General features: G+C 60.1%; 20 protein-coding genes. 15 read left to right on the plus strand and 5 right to left on the minus strand.

The genetic code is table 11. The features are described 5' to 3' along the window. Window positions 1-40: 40 nt before the first annotated feature. Window positions 41-559 (minus strand): SgcJ/EcaC family oxidoreductase, encoded by a 519-nt coding sequence (locus AO064_RS03670; RefSeq protein WP_064052420.1) that lies wholly within the window; start codon window positions 557-559, stop codon window positions 41-43. Between the two features lie 167 nt (window positions 560-726). Here AO064_RS03670 and AO064_RS03675 point away from each other — a divergent pair, with 167 nt between their 5' ends. The 4 genes from AO064_RS03675 to AO064_RS03690 are packed head-to-tail and all read left to right on the plus strand — an operon-like array spanning window position 727 to window position 5,382. Next, entirely contained in the window at window positions 727-1,911 is a 1,185-nt protein-coding gene (locus tag AO064_RS03675; protein ID WP_064052421.1) for a sensor histidine kinase, read from the plus strand. Then, complete coding sequence (locus tag AO064_RS03680) at window positions 1,908-2,561, plus strand: response regulator (RefSeq protein ID WP_064052422.1); 654 nt, start codon at window positions 1,908-1,910, stop codon at window positions 2,559-2,561. Before AO064_RS03675 ends, AO064_RS03680 begins: the two co-directional genes overlap by 4 nt. Beyond that, window positions 2,558-4,876, plus strand: coding sequence for an ATP-binding protein (locus AO064_RS03685; protein WP_064052423.1), 2,319 nt, complete (start codon window positions 2,558-2,560; stop codon window positions 4,874-4,876). The genes AO064_RS03680 and AO064_RS03685 overlap by 4 nt, the downstream gene beginning before the upstream one ends. After that, window positions 4,873-5,382 carry a response regulator gene (locus AO064_RS03690; RefSeq protein WP_064052424.1) on the plus strand — a complete coding sequence of 170 codons (510 nt, stop codon included), beginning with the start codon at window positions 4,873-4,875 and terminating at the stop codon, window positions 5,380-5,382. The genes AO064_RS03685 and AO064_RS03690 overlap by 4 nt, the downstream gene beginning before the upstream one ends. Here the strand turns inward: AO064_RS03690 and AO064_RS03695 are convergent. Together AO064_RS03695 and AO064_RS03700 are read right to left on the minus strand one after the other, a co-directional pair. Beyond that, window positions 5,379-6,272 (minus strand): AraC family transcriptional regulator, encoded by an 894-nt coding sequence (locus AO064_RS03695; RefSeq protein ID WP_064052457.1) that lies wholly within the window; start codon window positions 6,270-6,272, stop codon window positions 5,379-5,381. The genes AO064_RS03690 and AO064_RS03695 overlap by 4 nt on opposite strands. A gap of 40 nt (window positions 6,273-6,312) precedes the next feature. Beyond that, window positions 6,313-7,281, minus strand: coding sequence for an XdhC family protein (locus tag AO064_RS03700; protein WP_064052425.1), 969 nt, complete (start codon window positions 7,279-7,281; stop codon window positions 6,313-6,315). Window positions 7,282-7,733: 452 nt separating this feature from the next. On the opposite strand from AO064_RS03700, the gene mexE reads away from it, so the two are divergent. From mexE to AO064_RS03720, 4 genes are all read left to right on the plus strand, one after another. After that, the gene (gene mexE / locus AO064_RS03705) at window positions 7,734-8,975 is read left to right on the plus strand and encodes a multidrug efflux RND transporter periplasmic adaptor subunit MexE (protein WP_064052426.1); all 1,242 of its coding nucleotides are present in this window, start codon (window positions 7,734-7,736) and stop codon (window positions 8,973-8,975) included. 15 nt (window positions 8,976-8,990) lie between these two features. Next, entirely contained in the window at window positions 8,991-12,170 is a 3,180-nt protein-coding gene (locus AO064_RS03710; RefSeq protein ID WP_064052427.1) for an efflux RND transporter permease subunit, read from the plus strand. Then, on the plus strand, window positions 12,167-13,582 hold the full coding sequence (locus AO064_RS03715; protein WP_064052428.1) for an efflux transporter outer membrane subunit: 1,416 nt from the start codon (window positions 12,167-12,169) through the stop codon (window positions 13,580-13,582). Before AO064_RS03710 ends, AO064_RS03715 begins: the two co-directional genes overlap by 4 nt. 1,073 nt (window positions 13,583-14,655) lie before the next feature. After that, a complete protein-coding gene (locus AO064_RS03720) occupies window positions 14,656-15,903 on the plus strand; it encodes an MFS transporter (protein WP_064052429.1) in 1,248 nt (415 codons plus the stop codon). Window positions 15,904-16,043: 140 nt separating this feature from the next. Here AO064_RS03720 and AO064_RS03725 read toward each other — a convergent pair whose 3' ends face one another. Beyond that, window positions 16,044-17,060, minus strand: a complete 1,017-nt coding sequence (locus tag AO064_RS03725) for an AraC family transcriptional regulator (RefSeq protein WP_064052430.1) — start codon at window positions 17,058-17,060, stop codon at window positions 16,044-16,046. A gap of 130 nt (window positions 17,061-17,190) precedes the next feature. On the opposite strand from AO064_RS03725, the gene AO064_RS03730 reads away from it, so the two are divergent. The 5 genes from AO064_RS03730 (at window position 17,191) to efeO (AO064_RS03750) (ending at window position 22,923) form a co-directional block, all read left to right on the plus strand. Then, window positions 17,191-18,585, plus strand: coding sequence for a J domain-containing protein (locus AO064_RS03730; protein ID WP_064052431.1), 1,395 nt, complete (start codon window positions 17,191-17,193; stop codon window positions 18,583-18,585). Between the two features lie 114 nt (window positions 18,586-18,699). Continuing rightward, the gene (gene efeU, locus AO064_RS03735; RefSeq protein WP_064052432.1) at window positions 18,700-19,545 is read left to right on the plus strand and encodes an iron uptake transporter permease EfeU; all 846 of its coding nucleotides are present in this window, start codon (window positions 18,700-18,702) and stop codon (window positions 19,543-19,545) included. A gap of 10 nt (window positions 19,546-19,555) precedes the next feature. Next, window positions 19,556-20,758, plus strand: a complete 1,203-nt coding sequence (efeO, locus tag AO064_RS03740; RefSeq protein WP_064052433.1) for an iron uptake system protein EfeO — start codon at window positions 19,556-19,558, stop codon at window positions 20,756-20,758. 14 nt (window positions 20,759-20,772) lie between these two features. Beyond that, window positions 20,773-22,077, plus strand: a complete 1,305-nt coding sequence (gene efeB, locus AO064_RS03745; RefSeq protein ID WP_064052458.1) for an iron uptake transporter deferrochelatase/peroxidase subunit — start codon at window positions 20,773-20,775, stop codon at window positions 22,075-22,077. A gap of 27 nt (window positions 22,078-22,104) precedes the next feature. Further along, window positions 22,105-22,923 carry an iron uptake system protein EfeO gene (gene efeO / locus AO064_RS03750; protein ID WP_012724099.1) on the plus strand — a complete coding sequence of 273 codons (819 nt, stop codon included), beginning with the start codon at window positions 22,105-22,107 and terminating at the stop codon, window positions 22,921-22,923. Window positions 22,924-22,984: 61 nt separating this feature from the next. Here the strand turns inward: efeO (AO064_RS03750) and pssA are convergent, their stop codons facing one another. Beyond that, window positions 22,985-24,328 carry a CDP-diacylglycerol--serine O-phosphatidyltransferase gene (pssA, locus tag AO064_RS03755; RefSeq protein WP_064052434.1) on the minus strand — a complete coding sequence of 448 codons (1,344 nt, stop codon included), beginning with the start codon at window positions 24,326-24,328 and terminating at the stop codon, window positions 22,985-22,987. A gap of 123 nt (window positions 24,329-24,451) precedes the next feature. Here pssA and AO064_RS03760 point away from each other — a divergent pair, with 123 nt between their 5' ends. Both AO064_RS03760 and AO064_RS03765 read left to right on the plus strand, forming a co-directional pair. Further along, window positions 24,452-25,015: a TetR/AcrR family transcriptional regulator gene (locus AO064_RS03760; protein ID WP_064052435.1), complete on the plus strand. Its 564-nt coding sequence runs from the start codon at window positions 24,452-24,454 to the stop codon at window positions 25,013-25,015. Window positions 25,016-25,071: 56 nt separating this feature from the next. Beyond that, complete coding sequence (locus tag AO064_RS03765) at window positions 25,072-25,551, plus strand: nuclear transport factor 2 family protein (protein WP_064052436.1); 480 nt, start codon at window positions 25,072-25,074, stop codon at window positions 25,549-25,551. The last annotated feature ends 51 nt before the right edge of the window (window positions 25,552-25,602 follow it).

The following is a 25,602-nucleotide window of genomic DNA, read 5'->3' on the forward strand; positions in this document are numbered from 1 at the left end:
AGTCCACACCCGCAGGGGCGTGGACTGTTCAAACACGCGATTACTGCTTGGCGTGTTTCACCTGCACTTCAGGCATCGCCGAGGAGTGGTGGTTGAGGATTTTCCACTCGCCGCCAACCTTTTCGTAGACGAAGGTGTAGCGTGCCTGAACGTGGCGGATCTTGCCGTTGCCCTCGGTCAGGGTGAACGTGTAGACCCCGCTGTCCATCGCCACGTTAGTGCCAAGCTGACGGATCTCACGGTAGTTGATCTGGCCTACCGGCTTGAGCACCAGGAAGTGATCGAAGTAGTCCGTGATTTGCTCCGGCGTGCTGCGCACCTGGTTGGACACGGTCGGCTGCAGCACCGCGCCCGGTGCATACAAGTCGACCACCGACTTGACGTTACCGGTCTGCAGCGCGCTGTTCCAACGGTCAAACAACCCGGCAATCTCGCGGTCTTGCGCATTGGCCGGCGCCTGGGCCACGTCGCGGTAGACGTAGGGAGCGGTCTGGGCCGCCTGCACAAAGGGGGTGCTCAAGGCAAAAATCACGGCGATCGACACGGCTTTAACGTTCATTGGGATGCTCCTGTTGTGAGTGAGTCCACTTTGCCAATCGCCTGCCCGGCCTACATCGGCCAACCGGAGCCATTTAACTATGCCATTTGGCAGATGGCGCCCTACCCGCTCAACAAGGTTTAATAGCCTTCCTCGCGCCTGCGAGCCTGAGACACCGGAGACCACGCATGCAAAACACGCCACACGATCCCGGCAGTGCCCTGGCTATCCGCGCGCATTATCGACAATCAGAAAGTCGCACCGCGCGATTGCGGTTGCTGGTGGACACCGGGCAGGCATTACCACAACTGGCGCCTGATGCCATGCGCGAACGCGTGCTGGCGCGGGCAGGCGCGTTTCTTGCGATGGATCACGGGCTGATTCAGGAGTGGGATGCCGAGGGATGCGCCACTGTCACGGCACGCCATGGCAGCCTGGATCGACTGAGCAGCCTCACCGCCGTCGCCGATCGCCGCTTACGCACACCATGCTGGCTGGAGCTGCCGGGAAGCGCCCTGCCCAGCGTGTTACAAGTGCCGCTGCGCGGCGGCGATGGCGATGCCTTTGGCGTACTGGTGCTGGGCAACAGCGTCAGCCTGCGTGCGCCCGACCACGAAGACAGTGAATCGCTGCAATTGCTCGCCACGCTGCTGGCCGCGCACCTGCAGAACGATCGGCTGCTGACCACCCTCAAGGCGCGGGACAGGACGCTGTCCGACCTGGTCAACCGGCTGCTGCGTGCCCAGGAAGACGAGCGCAAACGCGTGGCCTACGACTTGCACGACGGGTTGGCGCAAACCCTCGCGGGGTTGCATCAGCGCCTGCAAGGGTTTGCCGGGCGCTGCCCGACGCTGCCAGGCACCTTGAACGCGGACCTGCAGGCGATTCTGACCTTGGCCCAGCACTCGGTGGGTGAAGGCCGGCAACTGATCGCCGGCCTGCGCCCGACTGTGCTGGACGATTTCGGGTTATTCAAGGCGCTCGACAAAGAGGCTGACCGCCTGCGCGAAGCCACCGTCAGCGTGCAGTGGACCGCCGCCTACGCGGGGCGCTTGCCCAGCCAGATGGAAACCGCCTTATTCAGGATCGGCCAGGAAGCCATCAACAATGTTCTCAAGCACGCGCAGGCCAGCCATGTGCAACTGGCCCTGGCACTGCACGACGGCCAGGCTTCGCTGCAGGTGAACGACAACGGCCAAGGCTTCGCCCTCGACCAGCAGCTCGACACCCAGGGTGCCCAGCACCTGGGCCTCGCCACCATGCACGAGCGCGCCAGCCTGCTGGGCGGCCAGTTTACCTGCACCAGCGCGATCGAGTGCGGCACCCAAGTGCACGCCCGCGTGCCGGCCCACCTGAATGGAACACCTCAATGAGCCAACTCTTGCGCCTGGTGCTGGCGGACGATCATGAAGTCACACGCACCGGGTTTGTCGCGCTGCTGGCCGGTCACCCGCAATTCGAAGTGGTCGGCCAGGCCCGTGATGGCCAACAAGCAGTTGAGCTGTGCGAACAGCTACTGCCCGACATCGTCATCCTCGATATTCGTATGCCGGTGCTCAATGGCCTCGGCGCTGCCCGCCTGCTCCAACAGCGCCTGCCGGCCGTCAAGGTGGTGATTTTCACCATGGATGACAGCCCCGACCATCTGGAAGCCGCGATGAATGCCGGGGCGGTGGGCTACCTGCTCAAAGATGCCAGCCGTAACGAGGTGATCGAGGCGTTGCAACGGGTCGCTGCCGGTGAAGAAGCGCTCAACAGTGCGGTGAGCGCTCGCCTGCTACGGCGCATGACCGAGCGCAACGCCAATGGCGCGGCGGCAATGGAAAACCTGACCCCACGAGAGCGTCAGGTGCTCGGGCTGGTCGCGAACGGGATGAGCAACCGGGAAATCGGTGAGCGCCTGGGGATTACCACCGGCACCGCGAAAGCCCACGTCGAACGGGTGATCGGCAAGCTCGGTGCAGCCGATCGCACCCAGGCGGCCGTGCGGGGTATCGCGTTGGGCCTGGTGACCCACCCATGAGGCGCTTGTACGCCAGGCGCTGGGCGGACCTGCCCTTGCGTGGCAAGGCGCTGGTGGTGATTTCGCTGCCGCTGGTGGTGCTGTTGTTGTCCTTGGTACTGATCTACATCACCGAACGGCAAACCGCCCGCGCTGAAGAAGACGTGCGCCGGGTGCTTCGCGTGCAAGGCGATATCCGCGCCGTGCACACGCTGCTGGCCGAAGCCGCCGCCAGCGTGCGCGGCTACCTGCTGACTCGCCGCGATGATTTCCTGCCGGGGTACCTCAACGCCAAGCCGCAGATTGAGTCAGCCCTGCGCCGACTCGACCATAATGTTCGCGATCAACGGGTGCGCGAACAGCTCGCGTCGATCACGCCGCTGATCAACAGCAAGATTGATGGACTGGAGGACATGCTCAACGACCCGACGACAAGCCCTGAGTCGATTACCAGCATTCTCGTTAGCAACAAACACATCCTGGATGCCTTGCGCCAGCATATCGGCACCATGCTCACCCTTGAGGACTCGTTGCTCGCTGAGCGCACCGCGGCCGCGGCCGAAACACGCCAGAGACTGCTGCTGTCCACCTGGCTGGCGGCCATCTGCGGACTATTTGGGGCCATCGTCGCGGTGCTGTTTCTGTCCAAGGGTATTGTCGCGCGGGTGCAGCAAGTGCAAGGAAACGCGCAACGCCTGGCCCTCGGTCAGCCGCTGCAGCCGCAACCGCCGGAACACGACGAGATTGGCCAGTTGGGCACGCGCCTGGTGGAGGCCGGGGTGCTGCTGGCCGAGCGCGAACGCGCATTGCGCGAGAACGAAGAGCGCTTGCGGCTGATCATCGACGGGGTCAAGGACTACGGGATCTTCGCCCTCGACAGCGCAGGCCATGTCACCAGTTGGAACAACGGCGCCGAGCGGATCAAGGGCTACACCGAACAGGAGATCCTCGGCCAGCACTTCTCGGTGTTCTACCTGCCCGAAGAGTGCCCACAACATCCGGACATGGCGCTGCGCGAGGCCACCCGCGACGGTGACTACACCGAAGAAGGCTGGCGTTGCCGCAAGGACGGTACGCGCTTCTGGGCCAGTGTGGTGATTACCGCGCAGTACGACAGCACCGGCGCTTTGCGGGGTTTCTCGAAGATCACCCGCGACATCACCGACCGTCGCGCGGCGGAAATTGCGCTGGGCACCGCCCGTGAGGAGGCCGAACGCGCCAGCCGAGCCAAGAGCGAGTTTCTCTCACGCATGAGCCACGAACTGCGCACCCCGCTCAACTCGATCCTGGGCTTTGCACAACTGCTGGACATGGACTCGGTTGCGGGGCAAAAAACCCAGGTCGGTCACATCCTGCGCGCCGGCCAGCATCTGCTGACGCTGATCAACGAAGTGTTGGACATTGCCAAGATCGAGGCGGGACGCTTGCCGTTGAACATCGAACCGATCCCCTTGGCGGGCACGCTGCAAGAAGCCCTGGCGCTGGTATCACCCATGGCCGCCGAAGCAGGCATCCAGTTGCAAACGCTGCCCACGCTGGCGGCGGATATCGGCATCGCTGCCGACCGACAGCGCCTCACCCAGGTGCTGCTGAACCTGCTGTCCAACGCCATTAAGTACAACCGACCTCAGGGCCAGGTGAGCATTGAAGTCAAGGTCGAGGGGCAACGCATTGGCGTGTCCGTCTGCGATACCGGCAAGGGCATCGCGACCGATCACATCGGGCAGTTGTTCAAGCCGTTCGAGCGCCTGGGGGCCGACCCGAACGTGGAAGGCAGCGGCCTGGGCCTGGCACTGAGTAAAAGCCTGCTGGAAAAGATGAATGGCAGACTGAGCGTGCACAGCCAACACGGTATCGGCTCACGCTTCACCCTGGAACTGCCCTTCGTGCGCGTGCAGCCCTGCGGCGACTTGGTCGCTGCCATGGTTGATACCACGCCGGTACGCCCTGCCCCCGCGATCCAGGGCAAGGTGCTGTATATCGAGGACAACCTCTCCAGCCTGGCACTGATCGAAACCTTGCTGCACCGCAGGCCGGGAATAAAGCTGTTGTCCAGCATGCAAGGCCAACTGGGCCTGGACCTGGCCGCACAGCATGTGCCACAGCTGATTCTGCTCGACGTGTCACTGCCGGACATCGACGGCCTGGCCGTGCTGCAGCGCTTGCGCCGGTCTGCGATCACCCGGTACACACCCGTGCTGATGATCACCGCCGACGCGAGCGATCTCACTCGCCAGGCCCTGCATGATGCGGGCGCGACGGCCATATTGAATAAGCCGATTAACATCCCCGAGTTTCTTGCCCACCTCGACCAGTACTTTCCGGAGCCCGTGTGAACCTTGACCTGCGCATTCTGATCATCGACGACCAACGCCCGAATCTCGACCTGGTGGAGCAATTGCTGGCGCGCGAAGGGCTGAACAACGTGCTCAGCAGCACTGAGCCATTGCGCACGCTGGAGCTGTTCAACAGCTTCGAACCGGACCTGGTGATTCTTGACTTGCACATGCCCGAGCTCGACGGCTTTGCCGTGCTGGAACAACTCAACCGGCGCATCCCCAATGGTGAATACCTGCCGATCCTCGTGCTCACCGCCGATGCCACCCGCGACACTCGTCTGCGCGCCCTGGCACTCGGCGCCAGGGATTTCATCAGCAAGCCCCTGGATGCGCTGGAAACCATGCTGCGGGTATGGAACCTGCTGGAAACCCGCGTGCTCTACAAAACCTTGCGCACGTTAGTGCCGGCCGATCAGATTGAGTTGTTGCAACGGCGCGGCTCAACGGGCGGCACCGGGAACACCCACGCGGCGATGCCCCCCTCCACTATCCGACGCTGCTAGACACGGATTCGCTTGATGTCGCGTTGCGGCGGTTCGCCAAACAGGCGGCTGTATTCACGGCTGAACTGCGACGAGCTTTCATACCCCACGATGCCACCGGCACTGCTTGCGTCCACACCCTGGCTGAGCATCAACTGCCGTGCGGCTTGCAACCGCAGTTGCTTCTGATATTGCAACGGACTCATGCCCGTCAGGGCGCGAAAATGCTGGCGAAACGTCGACGGGCTCATATGGGCGTGGGCGGCCAGGTCATCCATGCGCAGGGCCTGGCGATAGTTGAGTTTAAGCCAGGCAACGGTCCTGGCAATGTGCTGGCTGGGTGACCCGGCAGCGATCACATGCAGTAACTGTGGGCCGTGCGCACCGCTCAACAGTCGCGCAATCAGTTCTTCCTTGATCAGCGGGGCCAGGGTCTCAAGCAATTGCGGCTCGCCAAGCAGGTCCACCAGGCGGCGCACGGCATCCAGCACACCAGCGTCCAGGGGTTGTACAGTCACCGCTCGAAACTCTTCCTCCCGCATGCGTTGGGACAGTTTCATGCGGTCAGCGACGTGCATCACGGTGGCGTTGTCCAGCGCCAACATAATTCCCAAAAACGGTTGCGCCGCACTCGCCTGGCTGACCTGTGAAATGACCGGCAGATCAACACTGGTGACCATGGACTGGCCGGGGCCGTAGGTCAGCACTTCACTGCCGACCAATACCCGCTTGCAACCTTGCAACGTGACGCCAATGCCCAGGCCATAAATACAGTGCATGGGTGCCGTGATGTCGGGGCGCCTGTACAGGTTCAGGCCAGGCAGTGCGCCAATCCTGTCGTCATCGCTGCCCAATGCCAGGTCAACCGCGCCCGCAAGGCGGCTGACGGCGCACGCTATCGGTTCTTTCATGAGCACAGGTTGCACATAGGATTCCTTGATCAGCACAGGTCTAGAGTTGGTCACGAACGACTCCGTTGCTCAGGCGAACAATATCCGCCATGACGGCGAGGGCAATCTCGGCTGGGGTCTTGCTCCCTAAGTTAAGTCCAATCGGCGCATGAATGCGCTCGAGCATCTGCGGCGCCAACGCGCCAATGCGCTTGACCCGCTCAAGACGCTTTTCGCTGGTCCGTCTGGAGCCCATGGCGCCGATGTAAAAAGCGCGGGTCCTCACGGCCTCCAGCAGCGTCAGGTCGTCCATGCGCGGGTCGTGGGTCAACGCCACAATCGCGGTACCGGCATGGCATCCGCCTGCGGCGATGAACGTGGCGGGAAACACGTTGAGGACTTCCACCCCGGCCATGCTGAAGGCGGTGGTCAACTCTGCGCGCGGGTCGCACACGACCACCTCATAGCCCAGGGCCACCGCGAAACCGGCACAGAACTCGGCCACCGGGGACAGGCCGGCGATCAACAATCGATGGGCTGCCCCCATACGAATCCGCACCTGATCGCCATCAACGACAACCGGCGCAGTGGCACCGGCATCGCTCTGATCATGTCGGGCATGTGTTCCAAGCGTGACATGCCGCACCACGCGCTGGCGCCCTTGCAGCGCGCCCAACAGTACTGCGAAGTGCGCTTTCGCCACGCAATCGGGTTCGAACTTTTCGACCAGTACGTCGAGTACGCCGCCACACGGCAGCTCCAGTGACGGTGCAAGCCCGCCCTCACCGTAGCGCACCACATGGTTGTGCTCGACGAACTCATGGCGCCCCAACCGTTCAAGGAAGTCTTCCTCTACACAGCCTCCCGAGAGTGAACCGCAGAACTCGCCTGTCGACAGGGCGGCCAGTAAAGACCCCGGCCCTCGCGGTGCCGAACCAAACGTCGCAAGCACCGTGCACAGCCAAACGCAGCGATCTTGTTCGAGCCACGTCGTGGCTTGCTGGATAACTTGGAGATCAAGGTTTTTCATGAAATGCGAACCGGCCCGGCCTTCCTCCGATGAGTGTCCCAGCGTGATCGGTAGGCCTTTTCCGGGCCGGTACCGTGGGTTGAGGTGCAGGCCTGTTGAGTACGGCCTCACGATGAGCGGAGTATGTGGAGTTAGCCGGTAGAGGTGATTGCCTGATCAAGGGAATTTATTGCCTATTTCAACAGAAGTCGGCATATAGCCTTGCATGTGACAAATTGTTTCTGGTTTAGACCGTGCTCAAACTGATCAAGGGCGCATAGTCGTTGCGTTGGCAGCAACAGTCTTTTGTCATCATTCCTATTGATAGCCCCCTAACGAAACCCCCATGCTAGAGGGCTAACACCTCGCTTATATCATTCCGAATGATAGTTACCTTTGCTTCATTCGATTCGTGACATACCCCCTCGCCGCGCATGATCCGCCCATCTCAAATACATTGGCGGATACACCTCATGGAACAGTCACTCAAACATTTGCGCTTCCCCCTGGCGATTTTGGCCGTGGTGGTGATGAGCGCGTGCGGCAAGACCCCGGACCAAGCGGCCGCCATGCCAGCGGCCAAAGTCAGCGTGGCCAAGGTGCTGGAACAACCGGTCAACGAGTGGGATGAATTTACCGGTCGCCTGGAAGCGCCCGAAACCGTACAGATTCGTCCACGGGTCTCTGGCCAGATTGACCAAGTCGCTTTCACTGAAGGCGCTTTGGTCAAGAAAGGCGACCTGCTGTTCCAGATCGACCCACGCCCGTTCCAGGCCGAAGTGCGTCGCCTTGAAGCCCAGTTGCAACAAACCCGCGCCGCTGCCACCCGTAGCGACAACGAAGCGCAACGTGGCGAACGCCTGCGCCAGAGCAATGCGATCTCCGCCGAACTGGCCGACTCGCGCACCACCTCCGCCCAGGAAGCCCGCGCCGCCGTCGCCGGGATCCAGGCGCAATTGGACCTGGCCAAGCTGAACCTGAGCTTTACCCGCGTGACGTCGCCGATCAGCGGCCGCGTCAGCCGTGCCGAAATCACCGCCGGCAACCTGGTGACCGCCGATGTCACGGCGCTGACCAGCGTGGTCTCCACCGACAAGGTCTACGCCTATTTCGACGCCGATGAGCGCGTTTTCCTCAAGTACACCGAACTGGCTCGCCAAGGCCGTCGTGGTGCGACCACCCCGGTGTACCTGGGCCTGTCCAACGAAACCGGCAACCCGCACCTGGGCCAGATGAACTTCGTCGACAACCAGGTCAACCCGGCCACCGGCACCATCCGCGGTCGCGCCGTGTTCGATAACAGCAAAGGCGAATACACCCCTGGCCTGTACGCCCGCTTGAAGCTGGTCGGCAGCGGCACCTACTCCGCCGTATTGATCAACGACGAAGCGGTCGGCACCGACCTGGGCAAGAAGTTCGTGCTGGTGATGGAAGGCGACAAGCCGGCTTATCGCTCGGTGGAGCTGGGGCCGAAGATCGAAGGTCTGCGCATCGTGCGCAGCGGCTTGAACAAAGACGACACCATTATCGTCAAGGGCCTGCAGCGCGTGCGCCCTGGCTCGCCGGTCGCCCCGGAAACCATTCCGATGGCCAGCAAGGAAACCCTCGCCGCCTTGGCCCAACAACGACAAGCGCTTGAAGCCAGCAACCTGGAACAAGTGGCGCCGGAAAAAACCGCGTCCAAACTTGCCAGCGCTGCGACTCCACGCGGTTAAGGGATACGACTCAAGATGAATTTTTCCAAGTTCTTCATTTCGCGGCCGATCTTCGCAGCGGTGCTCTCGCTGTTGATCCTGATCGCCGGTGCGATCTCGCTGTTCCAATTGCCGATCAGCGAATACCCGGAAGTGGTGCCGCCGACGGTGGTGGTACGCGCCAACTTCCCGGGCGCCAACCCCAAGGTCATCGGTGAAACCGTGGCCGCGCCGCTGGAACAGGCGATCACCGGCGTCGAGAACATGCTGTACATGTCCTCGCAGTCGACCGCCGACGGCAAGCTGACGCTGACCATCACCTTCGCCCTGGGCACCGACCTGGACAACGCGCAGGTGCAAGTGCAAAACCGCGTGACCCGGACTCAGCCGAAATTGCCTGAAGAAGTGACGCGCATCGGTATCACCGTGGACAAGGCCTCCCCCGACCTGACCATGGTGGTGCACTTGACCTCCCCGGATCAGCGCTACGACATGCTGTACCTGTCCAACTACGCCTTGCTCAACGTCAAGGATGAGCTGGCGCGGCTGGGCGGTGTGGGTGATGTGCAGCTGTTCGGCATGGGCGACTACTCCCTGCGGGTGTGGCTGGACCCGAACAAGACCGCTTCGCGCAACCTCACTGCCACCGATGTGGTGACCGCGATCCGTGAGCAGAACCGTCAAGTGGCCGCGGGTGCGCTGGGTGCACAACCTGCGCCGACTGCCACCGCGTTCCAGTTATCCGTGAACACCCAAGGTCGCTTGGTGACCGAGGAAGAGTTCGAGAACATCGTGATTCGTTCAGGCGCTAACGGTGAAATCACCCGCCTCAAAGACATCGCGCGGATCGAGCTGGGTTCCAGCCAATACGCCCTGCGTTCGCTGCTCAACAACCAGCCGGCCGTGGCGATCCCGATCTTCCAGCGCCCAGGCTCCAACGCCATCGAGATTTCCAACGAAGTCCGCGGCAAGATGGATGAGCTGAAAAAGAGCTTCCCGCAAGGGATGGACTACAGCATCGTCTATGACCCGACCATCTTCGTGCGTGGTTCCATCGAAGCCGTGGTGCATACCCTCTTCGAAGCGTTGATCCTGGTGGTATTGGTCGTCATCCTGTTCCTGCAAACCTGGCGCGCCTCGATCATTCCGTTGGTGGCGGTGCCGGTATCCTTGATCGGTACGTTTGCGGTGATGCACCTGTTTGGCTTCTCGCTCAACGCGTTGTCGCTGTTCGGCCTGGTACTGGCCATCGGTATCGTGGTGGACGACGCCATCGTGGTGGTGGAGAACGTCGAGCGCAACATCGAGCTGGGCCTGGAACCGTTTGCGGCGACTGAAAAAGCCATGAGCGAAGTGACCGGTCCGATCATCGCCACGGCGTTGGTGCTGTGTGCGGTGTTCATTCCGGCGGCCTTTATCAGCGGCTTGACCGGGCAGTTCTATAAGCAGTTCGCCTTGACCATTGCGATCTCGACAGTGATTTCGGCCTTCAACTCGCTGACCTTGTCCCCGGCCCTGGCCGCCGTGTTGCTGCGCAGCCATGACGCGCCGAAGGATCGCTTCTCCAAAGTTCTCGACAAGCTCTTCGGCGGATGGTTGTTCAAACCCTTCAACCGCTTCTTTGACAAAGCCAGCCACGGCTATGTCGGCACCGTACGCCGTGTGATTCGCGGCAGTGGTATCGCGCTGTTCCTGTACGCCGGGTTGATGGTGCTGACCTGGTTTGGTTTCGCCCATACCCCGACCGGTTTCGTGCCGGCCCAGGACAAGCAATACCTGGTGGCCTTCGCCCAGTTACCGGACGCCGCCAGCCTGGACCGCACCGAAGACGTGATCAAGCGCATGTCCGACATCGCGCTGAAACAGCCGGGCGTGGAAGCCGCCGTGGCCTTCCCAGGCCTGTCGATCAACGGTTTCACCAACAGCCCGAACAGCGGCATCGTGTTCGTGACCTTGAAGCCGTTCGACGAGCGTAAAGACCCGAGCATGTCCGCCGGTGCGATTGCCGGCGCGTTGAACGGCAAATACAGCGACATCCAGGAAGCCTACATGGCGATCTTCCCACCGCCGCCGGTTCAGGGCCTGGGGACGATCGGCGGCTTCCGCCTGCAGATCGAAGACCGTGGCAACCTGGGTTATGACGAGCTGTACAAAGAAGTGCAGAACATCATCACCAAGAGCCGCACCACGCCGGAGCTGTTCGGCCTGTTCACCAGCTACACGGTCAACGTGCCCCAGGTCGATGCCGCCATCGACCGTGAAAAGGCCAAGACCCACGGCGTGGCGATCAGCGACATCTTCGACACCCTGCAGATCTACCTGGGTTCGTTGTATGCCAACGACTTCAACCGCTTCGGTCGGACCTACCAGGTCAACGTGCAGGCTGAGCAACAGTTCCGCCTGGATGAAGACCAGATCGGCCAGCTGAAAGTGCGCAACAACAAAGGCGAGATGATCCCGCTGGCGACCTTTATCAAGGTCAGCGACACCTCGGGCCCGGACCGCGTGATGCACTACAACGGCTTTATCACCGCTGAAATCAACGGCAACGCGGCACCGGGCTACAGCTCCGGCCAGGCCCAGGCGGCGATTGAAAAACTGTTGAAAGAGGAACTGCCCAACGGCATGACCTACGAGTGGACCGACCTGACCTATCAGCAAATCCTCTCGGGCAACACCGCACTGTTCGTGTTCCCGCTCTGCGTACTGCTGGCGTTCCTGGTACTGGCGGCCCAATACGAAAGCTGGAGCCTGCCGTTGGCGGTGATCCTGATCGTACCGATGACGCTGCTGTCGGCGATTACCGGGGTGATCATCTCGGGCGGCGACAACAACATCTTTACCCAGATCGGCTTGATCGTACTGGTGGGCCTGGCGTGTAAGAACGCGATTCTGATCGTCGAGTTCGCCAAGGATAAACAGGCAGAAGGCCTCGACCCGCTCGCTGCGGTACTGGAAGCCTGCCGTTTGCGTCTGCGGCCGATCCTGATGACCTCGTTCGCCTTCATCATGGGTGTGGTGCCACTGGTGTTGTCCAGCGGTGCCGGTGCCGAGATGCGTCATGCCATGGGCGTGGCGGTGTTCTCCGGGATGATCGGTGTGACCTTCTTCGGTCTGTTGCTGACGCCAGTGTTCTACGTACTGATCCGTCGCTATGTGGAGCGCAGCGAAGCGCGCAAAGCGGCCAAGGCCTTGAAGCTGGAGACACAGCAATGAGTGTGAACGTCTTTCTGCCGAGCTTGCTGGTACTGGCGCTGAGCGCCTGTGCCGTAGGCCCGGACTACAAAACCCAGACCCCGGAGGCGGCCAATATCACGGCCGCTGCCGATGCCAAGCAGTACGATCACGCCAAGTTCGAAGGCATCTGGTGGCAGCAGTTCGAGGACCCGACGCTCAACCAGTTGGTCACGCAGTCACTGCAAGGCAACCGTGATCTGCGCGTCGCCTTTGCCCGCCTGCGGGCCGCACGGGCGATCCGCGATGACGCCAGCAATGACGCCATGCCGACCATCACCAGCCGGGCCAGCAGTGACCAGGGCAAAGGCCAGATTCCGGGCCAGACCACTCGCCGCGTGAAGACCGAGCGTTACGACCTCGGGCTGGACATGGCCTGGGAACTCGACCTGTTCGGCCGCATCCAGCGCAACCTGGAAGCCACCGACGCAGACCAGCAGGCCGCCGAGGCTGACTTGTACCAGCTGCAAGTCACCCTGATCGCCGAACTGGTGGACGCCTACGGTCAACTGCGTGGCGCGCAACTGCGTGAACGCATTGCCCTGGACAACCTGAAGAACCAGCAGGAATCGCGCACCATCACCGTCAGCCTGCGCGATGCCGGTGTGGGCGACCAACTCGACGTGGAGCGTGCCGACGCACGCCTCGCGGCGGTTGAAGCCAGCGTGCCGCAACTGCAGGCCGAACAAGTGCGCGAGCGTAACCGCATCGCCACCCTCCTCGGCCAGCGGCCCGATAAGCTCACCGTAGACCTGGGCCCGAAAGACCTGCCGGCGATTGCCAAAGCGCTGCCGATCGGCGACCCGGGGCAACTGCTGCAACGTCGCCCGGACATCCTCAGCGCCGAACGCAAATTGGCCGCCGCCACCGCGCGTATCGGCGTGGCCAAGGCCGACCTGTTCCCACGCGTCAGCCTCAGCGGCTTCCTCGGCTTTACCGCCGGGCGCGGCTCGCAGATCGGCTCATCCGCCGCGAATGCCTGGGCCCTGGGCCCGAGCATCACCTGGGCCGCGTTTGACCTGGGCAGCGTGCGCGCCCGCTTGCGCGGCGCCGATGCCGAGGCCGATGGCGCCCTGGCAAGCTACGAGCAGCAAGTGTTGCTGGCGCTGGAAGAATCCGAGAACGCCTTCAGCGACTACGGCAAGCGTCAACAACGCCTGGTCTCGCTGATCCGCCAAAGCGAATCCAGCCGCGCCGCCGCCGACCTCGCCGCGATCCGCTATCGCGAAGGCACAGTGGACTTCCTGGTATTGCTCGACGCGCAACGCGAGCGTTTGGCAGCCGAGGACTCCCAGGCCCAGGCCGAAGTGGACCTGTATCGCGGGATTGTGGCGATCTACAAGGCGCTGGGGGGTGGGTGGAAGCCGGATACAGTGGTCGCTACCGCCAAGTGATGTAAAGAGCTCCTTTGGTTGGTCGCATCCAGCCAATTTTTAGCCCCGTGGTCCATTTGGTCACGGGGCTTTTTTTGGTGACTGAAAAGAGCCGAGTCAAACAATCGGCAAGCGCAGGTCTCGCTGGCCGGTGACTAACGTTGAAAACGCTCAAACAAAGAAAGCCCCGAACCGTTTAAGGCCACTGGTACAGACCTGTTAGAAATGACAGTTGAAAAACATTAAGCCGCGCCTTTTACTACCACCCATTCAGCCTTCGCGTTAAACGACAAAGAGCCAGGATTAGTTTGTGGAGCAATTCCAGACACCGTTAACTTTTCACGTACTATTTAATGTACGTCTTACAAAACCAAAAAAGAGACCATCATGAAAATCACAGTTCTGTTGTTATTAGTTGGACTCTCATTCGCTCAGTGAGCTTTTCCTGCGAGAACGTACGCCCAGCCTTTAAAGGGTTACGATGGGTGTGCAGGCTACAACGCCACCTATGCTCCACGCTTAAGCTTTTTAAATTTAAACAGCACTAATTTCAACTCATGGAAAACCGTAAAACGCTGTTTAGACTTCACTACCAAAGGCAACGGCGAAATCAAATTTTATATATATTAAACTCAAAATTCTCAGGGTAAACCTTCTCCCTTAATCAGAAACCGTGTTTATCCGACATCTGTCATGCGCGACTAACGGGCCGCGCGTGTTCGCTATCAATTGTGCCTTTGGTTGACAGCATCCAGCGATTTTTTAGCCCCGCGGTCCATTTGGTCACGGTTTTTTTGTTTGGAACGTCCTAAAATGCTGTAGGTTATTTCCGTAAGACAAACCAGAAGTCCTCAGCAAGTAATTTCCTAATACCGCACTGAGCCTTTCGAACAGAGTGAAATGTTTTCTATCGCAGCGGCCACTTCTCCGATTGGAGACGCACAGATACATAGAATTACAAAGTGCACATTTGCGTAAGAATGACAACATAGCCTTTAATCAAGGTGCGCCGATTAGCTCAGGAGTCGACGAACGCATCTTCAAACTTAAACTTCAGGTCTTTTGAGCTTACAAAAAACAGGTATTTAAATAAAATGGGTATCTCAAACATACTAAAAAACAAGAACGATAGCTTATACTACTCCTTATCAATATTCATGAATCTTGATGTTCAAAGAAGTTTGTTTGTACTTTACCTGCTGCAGCTTGGTATCACACAAGGAGAGATAGGTATTCTTCAATCTTTTCTGTTCTTTTCTTCAGTAGCGTTAGAGATCCCGTCTGGTTTACTCGCCGATCGATACGGCCGCAAATTTTCTCTTATCATTAGCTTTTTAGGATTATTTATAAGCGGCATTGGATTTTTGTTATTTTCCTCTTTCACTCCTTTCGCAATTATATTTTGCTTATTCGGCGCCAGTATCGCTATGGGCTCCGGGTCAGACAGAGCACTATTGTATGACAACTTACTAGCTGAGCATCGAGCGGAAGACTACCCTAAAACAATATCGCGGGCGCGTGCCATTGGCGCGATTTCGTTAGGTTTATCTATGCTTCTTGGTGGCGTATTGCAAGATACTTTTGACTGGAATAGCGTATATATATTTTTTGCGCTATCCAAGCTTATCGGAGCTTTTGCTGTAACACTCATCCCAGAAATAAAACTCCCGCACACGTTACTTAACCCGATCAAACAATCAGGTATAAACAATAAAAAAACAGAGGGGATTTTTACTCTACTCATTAATTTTTTCCGCTCTAAAAAAGGTGCCTTCCTTATACCTTTGTTTATTGGATATTCTTTATTTGAGCTTTCAACAATTCCTTTGTTCATCTACGGCCAGCCATTTTTCTCCCTGCAGGGTTTAGACGTGCCTGTGATCGCCGGTATTTATGCTACGGTTGAAGCTATATCTGCATTAATGTTCATGGTTGCTGGTTACGTTTGTTCCAGGCTCTCTCTCGGCACAATTGCTCTCACTACGACCTGCGCCGTCACCTTTCTTCTTTTTGTTTTATCTTTAAATATCGGAGTAATCACTTCAATTGCAACCTTTCTTCTAATAATGTCGCTCCCTGCCATATATGAAACCGCATATGAAACCTATATTCACGACAATATTGAGTCACGTATCCGAGCGTCTTGTCTCTCAGTTGCAAATCTAGTTAACTCAGTCATCATCGGTATCTCCTACACTGTTTTCGGAGGACTATTAGATAGGTATGGCTTCTCGCTGACTTTGATCATAGTTGCAGCCACCTGTTTTGTTGGCTTATTTGGTGTTAGCACAACATTGCTCTTAGGTGGCAAAAAAAACGATTTAACAAGACAAGAAGCCTGAATATGGATTTTGGAAATCCATCCGCAGCTTGGCGGTCTTGGTCGAATTGGACATCAAATTTGCCGTGTTCGACCTTGTGATGTTTTTTTCTGAACCGCGACCGCATGAAGGGAGTAGAGCCTTATCCGCGCGCGAATGCTTTATGTAGCATCACTCAATATCAAACTCCGATAATGCCCAGGATTAGACCCACTCCACTTACGAAACGCCTTATAAAACGAGCTCGTATCAGCAAACCCCAACCGCTCCGCAATCTCGGTAAAACTGATCTGCGGCTCTGCCAGCCACACAATCGCCAGCTCTTTGCGCACACTGTCCTTGAGCCCCTGATACGTCTGCCCTTCTTCCGCCAGACGGCGGCGCAGGGTGGAGGCGGAGATGCACAGGCTGGCGGCGAGGCCTTCGGTTTCCGGCCAGGTGTCGGGGGGTAGTTGGCGCAGGTCGTGCTTGATGCGGGTGGCGAGGCTGTCGGGGTCGCGGTATTTGACCAGGATGTTGGCGGGCGCGTGGGCCAGGAAGCGTTTTAGTTCTTCAGCGGTGCGCTTGATCGGCAGGTCCAGGCAGTCGGCGGAGAAGATCATGCGGGTACGCGGCCGATCGAAACGCAGGTTGTCGGAGAACATGATCTGGTAGTCGTCGCAGAAGTCCGGTTTCGGACAACGCAGTTCAATCGCCAGGATCGGAATCCGCCGTCCCGCCAGCCAACAGGCAACGCCGTGCACAATCATCCAGTAGGTAAAGTAGGTGAAGGCACGGTTAGGTTCAGACTCGGGTTCGAGCAACACAATCTCCGCCAGACTTTGTTGACGCACCAATTCAGCGGGCAGGCGTTCGAGCATCAACGACAGAAACCCCAGGCCGGTTTCCAGGCCAGTGGCCAAGGTCGGCTGCGCCATCGCCGCATGGCAGAGGAACGCCAAGCTGCCGGACTTGAGCTTGCGTGGGTCCATGCCGAAAAACTCATCATCCAGACGCCGCGCCAGCAGGCGCCACAGGCGTGCATAGGTCGTGGCCGAGACCCGCGCGCCGGGCTCGGCCAACCGTTGCGGTTCGATCCCGGCTTTAAGCAGCGCGTCGGCAGTGGCCGCCCCAGGGGCGCAGCTTTGCAACAAGGCTTCGCGCACGAGGTGGAGGGAGATGGTGTCTTTTTCCGACATTGGCGCGGTCCGTGCCCTGGGTGGCGTGAAATGCCGCCATCTTAGGCAGTCACGCGACAAAAGAGTAGGCGCCGCGCAACCGGTCTCGGGTATTCTGCGCCAGGATTTTTACTGACAGGAAGTTGCACTGATGAGTTGTTGGGAAGTACTTGGGCTACCGCATGACGCTGACACTCGCACAATCAAGCGTCAGTACGCCGTCTTGCTCAAGCAGCATCGTCCGGATGAGGACCCCAGCGGCTTCCAGCGCTTGCGCGAGGCGTATGAGCATGCCCTCGAGTGGAGCCGTTTCGAGGCGCCCGCTGACACACCGCAGCCGGTGCCCGTCGACAGCGTGCAACCTGCCCCGGCCGAACCGGACACGCGTGTCGAACAGGCCCGAGCCTTGGTGGCGCAGGCCACTCCCAGTGATCTGCGTCACCTCTATCAGCAAGCCAGGGACAGTGAGTGCGCCGACGCCTTTGAGGCCCTGCTGTTGCAGCGCTGCCTGACGTCGACAGACCCCGCCATCAGCGAGTGGGCCGTCACCCACCTGCATTGGCTGACCCCCTGGTTACGCGAAGCCCCCGCACGCTTGCCCGCATACCGCCTTGATGCGCTGCTGGAACAGATGTTTGCGCACGTCGAACAGCGCTTGGTCGGGCTGCTCGATCAACAACAGGTCGAAGCCTTCAAAGCCGCATTGAGCGAAATGAACCACACTGAATGGCTGAAGCCGCTGCCTCGCCACGCGCGGATCAACGACCTGCTCGCCCGTGCCCTACTGGCGAGCCGATGCTGGTCCGAGGACCTGTTCGACACCTTGTGCGCCCAACAAGCCTGGTCCGATAAGGACTTGGAAAACCCCTGCCCCGAGCCTGAATGGTCGCAGCTCCAGGCGCGCAATACGCTGGAGCGTTTCAAGGCGCATACACTCGCGCAGGCCAGCCTGGACTCGCGCGATGCGGAGTGTCGCGCAGCCAAATTGCTGTTTGGCGACATGCCACTGGCGCAACGGCAACGTTTCGCCCGGCGCTTTGGCGAGTCCGACTGGAACGCCTGCCGTACGCTCAGCGAAACCATCCTCAGCCAGTACCCGTCACTCTGCGCCCTGATGCCCGGCGGCGATCCGTATTTCTGGCGCGACTGGGAACGTGCCACCCGACCGTGGCCGATGTTCGTAGCCTTACTGGGCATGGCCGCCGGCTGGACGATCCACGACCAACAGGTGACCGACCATACCCTGATGGAAACCCTCGGAATGGCGCCAACCTGGGCCTTCCTGATTGCCATTCCAGCGTTGTTGATCCTGGCGATCTGGCGTCCCGCCACCGATGGCTACGGTGAAATCGACGACGGACTCTCGCCGCTGTCGCGCTGGCTGAGCTTTCGCCGACCCTCGCCCTTGTTCATCCGCGAGATTTTGCCGTGCTGGCTGTTGGGTGCGTTGATCTGGATCATCCTTGGCCTTTACGCCTTTATCGGCTACGTGGCGACGCTGCAGGGCCTGGGTCTCGCACAGCGGTTGTTCGGCAGGCGTGGCTGACAGGCCTTCAACAGCTGTTCAGCCAAGGTTCAGCAAATGTCAAGATTGCCTGTTTAGTAATGAGTATCATTATGTTACAAATTAGCATCCTATCTAATTCTGATGCGGTGCCGAATGCTCGTTCCTTTTCTCATCATGCTGCGCGAAGGCATTGAAGCCGCATTGATTGTTGGCATTATCGCCAGTTACCTGCAGCAGACCGGCCGGGGCCAGTGGATGCCCGCCGTGTGGATCGGCGTGTTTCTCGCCGCTGCGCTGGCCCTGCTGGTCGGTGGCGGCCTGGAGTTGGTCAGCGCCGAATTCCCGCAAAAGCAGCAGGAGCTGTTCGAAGGCATCGTCGGCCTGGTCGCCGTGGGCATCCTGAGTTCCATGGTGTTCTGGATGCGCAAAGTGGCGCGCTCCATCAAGCACTCGCTGCACGAATCCCTTGATCACGCGCTGGCGGGCTCCAAGCATCAAGTCACCGCCCTGATTCTCATGGTGTTTTTCGCCGTGGCCCGTGAAGGCCTGGAAACCGTGTTCTTCCTGCTGGCGGTGTTCCAGCAGAGCGAAGGCCCAGGCGCACCGATTGGCGCCCTGCTCGGCCTGATCCTGGCGATCATCGTGGGCTTCCTGATCTACACCGGCAGCATGCGCCTGAACCTCGGTGCGTTTTTCCGCTGGACCGGCCTGTTTATCCTGGTGGTGGCCGCCGGCATCCTCGCCAATTCAGTGCAAGCGCTGCACGAAGCCGGCGTGTGGAATCACCTGCAGACCGTGCTGTTCGACTTCAGCGCCGCGCTGCCAATGGACAGCCCGCTGGGCTCGGTACTTGCCGGCATGTTCGGCTATCAGGAAGCCCCCACCATCAGCACCCTCGGCGCCTACCTGATTTACCTGGTGGTGGCCCTGGTGATGTTCTTCCTGCCCGCCGTGCCGTCCAAGCCTGCCGCCGCTCCCTCTTCCGTTTCCAGCCAGTAAGGACCGTCCCTTGTCCAACCCAACTCCTCAACCGGCTTCGCCACCCCGCGCCCTGCGCTGGGCCTTGGCGGGCTCGGTGGTCGTGATGATCGCCGCCGGTGGCTTGTTCTATTACGCCTCGCAGTTGGCGGCCAGCAAGCGCCAGACCAACCACAATGAAATTGCCGTGACCATTCATGGCCACGCCTGTGAGCCGAATGAACTGACGGTACCGGCCGGCCGCGCCAGCTTCCGCATCATCAACCGCTCCGACCGTGCGGTGGAATGGGAAATCCTCGACGGCGTGCTGGTGGTCGAAGAACGGGAAAACATCGCCCCCGGCCTCAGCCAGGTGATCAATGCCAACCTGTTGCCCGGCGACTATGCAATCACCTGCGGCCTGCTGAGCAATCCACGTGGCACCTTGCACGTGACGCCCACCGCCGAGTCCGACGCACAGGCCAAGGCCAAGCCGTCGATGGTGGCGTTTATTGGCCCGCTGTCGGAGTTCCGCGTGTACTTGAGCAGCCAGGGCAGCGCGCTGATCAAGGCGGTGACCGCCTTGCAGCAAGCCATCGACAGCGGCGACCTCGCCCAGGCTCAAGCGCTCTATGTTCCCGCCCGTGAGGCCTACCAGCGACTGGCCCCGGCGTCTCAACGCCTGGCGGAACTGGACAATGCGATCAACGCCCGCGCCGACTACTTTGAAAAACGCGAACAGGACCCGGCCTTCAGTGGCTTCCACCGCGTGGAATACAGCCTGTTCCAGCAACGCAGCCTCGACGGCCTGGCGCCGATTGCGCAGCGCCTGGTAACCGACGTCACCACCCTCAAGCAACAACTGCTCGCCCAGTCGCTGCCGCCGGAGCAACTGGTGAGCATCGTGGTACGTAACCTCAACAGCCTGGCCGATGTACGTGCCATCAGCGGTGAAGAGGAGCGCTACAGCCACGTCGACCTGAATGGCTTCGCCGCCAACCTGGAGGCCGCCCACAAGGTCGTCGAGTTGATGCGACCGCTGCTGAGCAAATCCGCCGCCGACCTGTTGCCCAAGGTCGACAGCGCCCTCGCCGCCTTCGATGCCGAACTCCAGGGCTTCAAGGTCGACAAGGGCTATGCCACCTACGACAGCATTACCGCCGATCAGCGCAAGCAGATCGCCGACAAGGCCAAGGCTCTGGCCGTTGCACTCGATGGAATCGACCCCGCCCTTGGCCTTTCCGGCCTGCAGTGAAGACGACCGCATACATGAGCGATTCAGCACAGTTTGACCCCCAACGCCGTCGTGTCCTCCTGGGTATGGCGGCCACCGGCGCCGCCATAGCCGGCAGCAGCCTGACCTGCCCAGCCATGGCCGCCGCCGCCGAGCAAGTCACCACCGCGCCACGCAGTGATAAAACCCAGGACCACCACGACTTTTTCGGCACGCACCAAACCGGCATCGTCACCCCACGCCCGGCCTGCGGCATGCTCGTGGCGTTCGACGTACTGGCCAGTGATCGTGAAGACCTGGAGCGCCTGTTCCGCACCTTGAACGAACGCATCGCCTTCCTGATGACCGGCGGCACCGTGCCGCAAGTCGACCCGAAACTGCCGCCCACCGACTCAGGGATCCTCGGCCCGGTGGTCACACCGGACAACCTGACCATCACCGTGTCCGTCGGCGAATCACTGTTCGATGAGCGCTTCGGCCTCGCGGCGGTCAAGCCCAAGCGCTTGAGCCGCATGGTCGGTTTCCCCAACGATGCGCTCGAACCGGCGCAGTGCCACGGCGACCTGAGCCTGCAATTCAGCTCCAACACCACGGACACCAATATCCACGCCCTGCGCGACATCGTGAAGAACCTGCCGGACCTGCTGCTGGTGCGCTGGAAACAGGAAGGCAGCGTGCCGCCCCAGGCGCCTGCCAAACCTGGCGAGCCGGCCCAGAGCGCACGCAATTTCCTCGGTTTCCGTGACGGCTCGGCCAACCCGAACTCCAACGATGACCAGGCGATGAACCAGATTGTATGGGTGCAGCCTGGCAGCGACGAACCGGCCTGGGCGGCCAACGGCAGCTATCAGGCCGTGCGCATCATCCGCAACTTCGTTGAGCGCTGGGACCGTACCCCGCTGCAAGAGCAGGAAAGCATCATCGGCCGCATCAAGCCCACCGGCGCGCCTATGGACGGCGACAAAGAAAGCCAGGTGCCCGACTACAGCAAGGACCCGGAAGGCAAGTTGACCAAGCTCGATGCCCACATCCGCCTGGCCAACCCGCGCACCCCGCAGACTCAGGCCAACCTGATCCTGCGCCGGCCGTTCAACTACTCCAACGGCGTCAACAAAAACGGTCAGCTGGACATGGGGCTGTTGTTCATCTGCTACCAGGCTGACCTGGAGAAAGGCTTTATCAGCGTGCAAACCCGGCTCAACGGCGAGCCCCTGGAGGAATACCTCAAGCCGGTCGGCGGCGGGTATTTCTTCACCTTACCGGGGGTCACGGGACCGAAGGATTTCCTCGGGCGCACGCTGCTGGCTGCAACGCACCCTCACACCACTGCCCCTACCTAAAACAAACCCCAGAGCGGAAACCCTCCCATGAAAAAGTCGTCTATCGCGTTGTCGTTGTTGCTGACCCTTTCGCCGCTGGCAGCCTTCGCCGCTACCGCGCCGCTGGATTTGGTAGGGCCGGTGTCGGACTACAAAATCTACGTCACCGAAGAAATCGGTGAACTGGTCACCCAGACCCAAGCGTTCACCGACGCCATCAACCAAGGCGACCTGGCCACCGCCAAGAAACTCTACGCGCCGACCCGTGTGCACTATGAGTCCATCGAGCCAATCGCCGAGTTGTTCAGCGACCTCGATGCTTCCATCGACTCCCGCGTCGACGACCACGAAAAAGGCGTGACCGCCGAAGACTTCACCGGCTTTCACCGCATCGAATACGCGCTGTTTTCGCAGAACACCACCAAAGGCCTGGAAACCCTCACTGCCAAGCTCAACACCGACGTTAACGACCTCAAAACCCGCGTCGACGGCCTGACCTTCCCACCGGAGAAAGTCGTGGGCGGCGCCGCAGCATTGTTGGAAGAAGTCGCCGCCACCAAGATCTCCGGCGAAGAAGACCGCTACAGCCACACCGACCTGTATGACTTCCAGGGCAACATCGACGGCGCGAAGAAAATCGTCGACCTGTTCCGTGGGCAGATCGAGAAACAAGACAAAGCCTTCCTGGCCAAGGTCGACAAAAACTTCGCCAGCGTGGACAAGATCCTGGCCAAGTACAAGACCAAGGACGGCGGCTTCGAGACCTACGACAAGGTCAAGGAAAACGACCGCAAGGCCCTGGTGGGTCCGGTCAATACCCTGGCGGAGGACCTGTCCACCTTGCGTGGCAAGCTGGGCTTGAACTAAACGCCGCACAAAAAAAGACCCAGCCCTGTTGAAGGGGCTGGGTCTTTTTTTGCCTGCCGGTTTACAGGATCCGGTACAGCAACCGCTCGATGCGCACGCGGCTGACCCGACGCAGGAACTTGCCGACCGCTTCGGGATAGTCCGGCAGCGTTTGTAAATCCTGATAACCCTCGATACGCGTGGTGTGCTGGAAAATCTGCGCCAGCTCGGTGCGCCGCGGCGCCAGCCACTGGCCTTGGGGGTCATCGATCAACAAGGCGTTTTCCAAGTCGAGACGGAACGCGCGCGGGTTGAGGTTGTTACCGGTGAGCAAGGTGTAGCGCTGGTCGACCCACATCCCCTTGAGGTGGTAGGTGTTGTCGCCGTCGCGCCACAGGTGCAGGTTCAGTTGGCCGCTGTCGATCATCGGCTGATGGCGTTTGGCGAAGCGGCGCAGGCTGATTTCGTACAGGTACGGCAGCGCGGCAATGACCTTGAATGGCTCGCTCGGCGGGATGTAGAAGTCGTTGGCGGTCTTGTCGCCGACGACGATGTCGATCTTCACCCCACGCGCCAGGGCACGGTTGATCTCGCGGGTCACCGGCAGCGGCAGGTTGAAGTACGGCGTGCAGATGGTCAGTTGCTGCTGGGCGCTGGCGATCAGTTCGAGGATCACCCGGTTCAGCGGGTTGTTCTTGCCCACCCCGAGCAACGGGCTGACCGACAGGTGACCATTGGGCAACTGCCCCGTCGTGGTGTCATAGGTCGCGTGTTTCAGGCGGCTGCGCAAGTCGCCGATATCATTGCGCAAGCTGCGCGTGGTGGGTGGGTTGGGCAGGTCCAGGCGATTAACCGCCTTGGAGGCGATCAGCCCGTGTTCCACCAGGTGTTGCATCGAGTCCGCCAGAGGCTTGCTGTGGATCAGGTGGTAGCGGTCGAAACGGTACTTGTCGAACTTGTGCAAGTACACGTTGTTCAGGCTCGCCCCGCTGTACAGCACGCTGTCGTCGATCACGAAGCCCTTGAGGTGCAGCACGCCGAACAGCTCGCGGGTTTGCACCGGCACGCCATACACCGGCACGTCGCTGCTGTGGCTTTGGTTCATGGCCTGGTACCAGGCGCTGTTGCCCGGCTGTTTACCGGCACCGATCAAGCCACGCTGGGCGCGCAGCCAGTCGACCACCACCACGATCTCCAACTCCGGCCGCGCAGCCTTGGCCGCGTGCAGGGCATCGTAGATCTCCTGCCCCGCTTCGTCCTGCTGCAGATACAGCGCGACGATGTAGATACGCCGCGTGGCCTGGGCGATTTTTTCCAGCAGGCAACGGCGGTACGCGTCGGCGCCGGACAGCACCTCAAGGGCGTCGGGAGTGAGGGGGAAACCGCGCAGTTTGGGCAACAGGGAGCGTTTGAAGAACGACGGCATAAGGCTCGCAATGGGTCGAATCCGAAGAGTCCCCGAGCTTACACCATGGGGGTGCTCAGGTCTTGCTGCGCGGCATGTAAAAATTTATTGACCAAGAAGAACGATCGTTCTACTGTTTGCGGCATGAACGATATGACCGGTAATGAAACTCGCGACATCATCCTCGACGTGGCCGAAAAGTTGATCTATCGCCATGGCATCGCCGCCACGGGCATGGACTTCCTGGTGAAAACCGCCGGCGTCTCGAGAAAAAGCGTTTACCGCTACTTTGCCAACAAAGACGAATTGGTGATTGCCGCCCTGCAACGTCGTGACGAGCGCTGGATGCAGTGGCTGCGCGATGAAGTGGAACGCAGCGAAGGCACGAGTGAACGGCTGCTCGCGATGTTCAGCGCGCTCAAGGCCTGGTTCGACACGGCGGATTTCCGCGGCTGTGCGTTTATCAACACCAGCGGCGAAACCGGCAACCCGCACGACCCGGTGCGCCTGCTGGCCAAGGCCCACAAACAGAAACTGTTCGAGTACGCACTTGAACTCTGTCAAGCACATGGCACCCCCGACCCGGCACAGCAGGCCGCGCAACTGCTGATCCTGATCGATGGCGCCATCACCGTTGCCCTGGTGATGGGTGATTCAACAGCTGCCGATAATGCGCAATGCATGGCGCGAACGTTATTGGGACTGTGAACGCACAGGTCAGCGCAACTTTCGACTGAAACCTTATTGTCTTGAGGAAAATGCCCATGTCATCCGCCGCAGAAACACGCCCGCCGCTGCCGCCGTTCACGCGCGAGTCGGCTATCGAAAAAGTCCGTCTGGCCGAAGACGGCTGGAATTCCCGCGACCCGCACCGCGTATCCCTGGCCTACACCCTCGACACCCACTGGCGTAACCGCGCGGAATTTGCCTACAACCGCGAAGACGCCAAGGGCTTCCTGACCCGCAAATGGGCCAAGGAGCTGGATTATCGGTTGATCAAAGAGCTGTGGGCGTTTACCGACAACCGCATCGCGGTGCGTTATGCCTATGAGTGGCACGACGATTCCGGCAACTGGTTCCGTTCCTATGGCAACGAGAACTGGGAGTTCGACGAGAACGGCCTGATGGCCAACCGTTTTGCCTGCATCAACGACCTGCCGATCAAGGCAAGCGAACGCAAGTTCCACTGGCCGCTGGGGCGGCGACCGGATGATCATCCGGGCCTTTCTGATCTGGGGCTTTAAGACCTGGCAAATGCGTGAGGGGGCGGTGCGACGATTCGACTTGCCCCCTCA

It is taken from the genome of Pseudomonas marginalis (genome assembly GCF_001645105.1).
GTDB lineage: Bacteria > Pseudomonadota > Gammaproteobacteria > Pseudomonadales > Pseudomonadaceae > Aquipseudomonas > Aquipseudomonas petroselini.

Bases quoted from the DNA above. Each gene is read 5' to 3' on its own strand.
- AO064_RS03670 (WP_064052420.1), bottom strand. From the start codon at position 559: ATGAACGTTAAAGCCGTGTCGATCGCCGTGATTTTTGCCTTGAGCACC.
- AO064_RS03675 (WP_064052421.1), top strand. From the start codon at position 727: ATGCAAAACACGCCACACGATCCCGGCAGTGCCCTGGCTATCCGCGCG.
- AO064_RS03680 (WP_064052422.1), top strand. From the start codon at position 1,908: ATGAGCCAACTCTTGCGCCTGGTGCTGGCGGACGATCATGAAGTCACA.
- AO064_RS03685 (WP_064052423.1), top strand. From the start codon at position 2,558: ATGAGGCGCTTGTACGCCAGGCGCTGGGCGGACCTGCCCTTGCGTGGC.
- AO064_RS03695 (WP_064052457.1), bottom strand. From the start codon at position 6,272: ATGAAAGAACCGATAGCGTGCGCCGTCAGCCGCCTTGCGGGCGCGGTT.
- AO064_RS03700 (WP_064052425.1), bottom strand. From the start codon at position 7,281: ATGAAAAACCTTGATCTCCAAGTTATCCAGCAAGCCACGACGTGGCTC.
- mexE (WP_064052426.1), top strand. From the start codon at position 7,734: ATGGAACAGTCACTCAAACATTTGCGCTTCCCCCTGGCGATTTTGGCC.
- AO064_RS03710 (WP_064052427.1), top strand. From the start codon at position 8,991: ATGAATTTTTCCAAGTTCTTCATTTCGCGGCCGATCTTCGCAGCGGTG.
- AO064_RS03715 (WP_064052428.1), top strand. From the start codon at position 12,167: ATGAGTGTGAACGTCTTTCTGCCGAGCTTGCTGGTACTGGCGCTGAGC.
- AO064_RS03720 (WP_064052429.1), top strand. From the start codon at position 14,656: ATGGGTATCTCAAACATACTAAAAAACAAGAACGATAGCTTATACTAC.
- AO064_RS03725 (WP_064052430.1), bottom strand. From the start codon at position 17,060: ATGTCGGAAAAAGACACCATCTCCCTCCACCTCGTGCGCGAAGCCTTG.
- AO064_RS03730 (WP_064052431.1), top strand. From the start codon at position 17,191: ATGAGTTGTTGGGAAGTACTTGGGCTACCGCATGACGCTGACACTCGC.
- efeU (WP_064052432.1), top strand. From the start codon at position 18,700: ATGCTCGTTCCTTTTCTCATCATGCTGCGCGAAGGCATTGAAGCCGCA.
- efeB (WP_064052458.1), top strand. From the start codon at position 20,773: ATGAGCGATTCAGCACAGTTTGACCCCCAACGCCGTCGTGTCCTCCTG.
- efeO (WP_012724099.1), top strand. From the start codon at position 22,105: ATGAAAAAGTCGTCTATCGCGTTGTCGTTGTTGCTGACCCTTTCGCCG.
- pssA (WP_064052434.1), bottom strand. From the start codon at position 24,328: ATGCCGTCGTTCTTCAAACGCTCCCTGTTGCCCAAACTGCGCGGTTTC.
- AO064_RS03760 (WP_064052435.1), top strand. From the start codon at position 24,452: ATGAACGATATGACCGGTAATGAAACTCGCGACATCATCCTCGACGTG.
- AO064_RS03765 (WP_064052436.1), top strand. From the start codon at position 25,072: ATGTCATCCGCCGCAGAAACACGCCCGCCGCTGCCGCCGTTCACGCGC.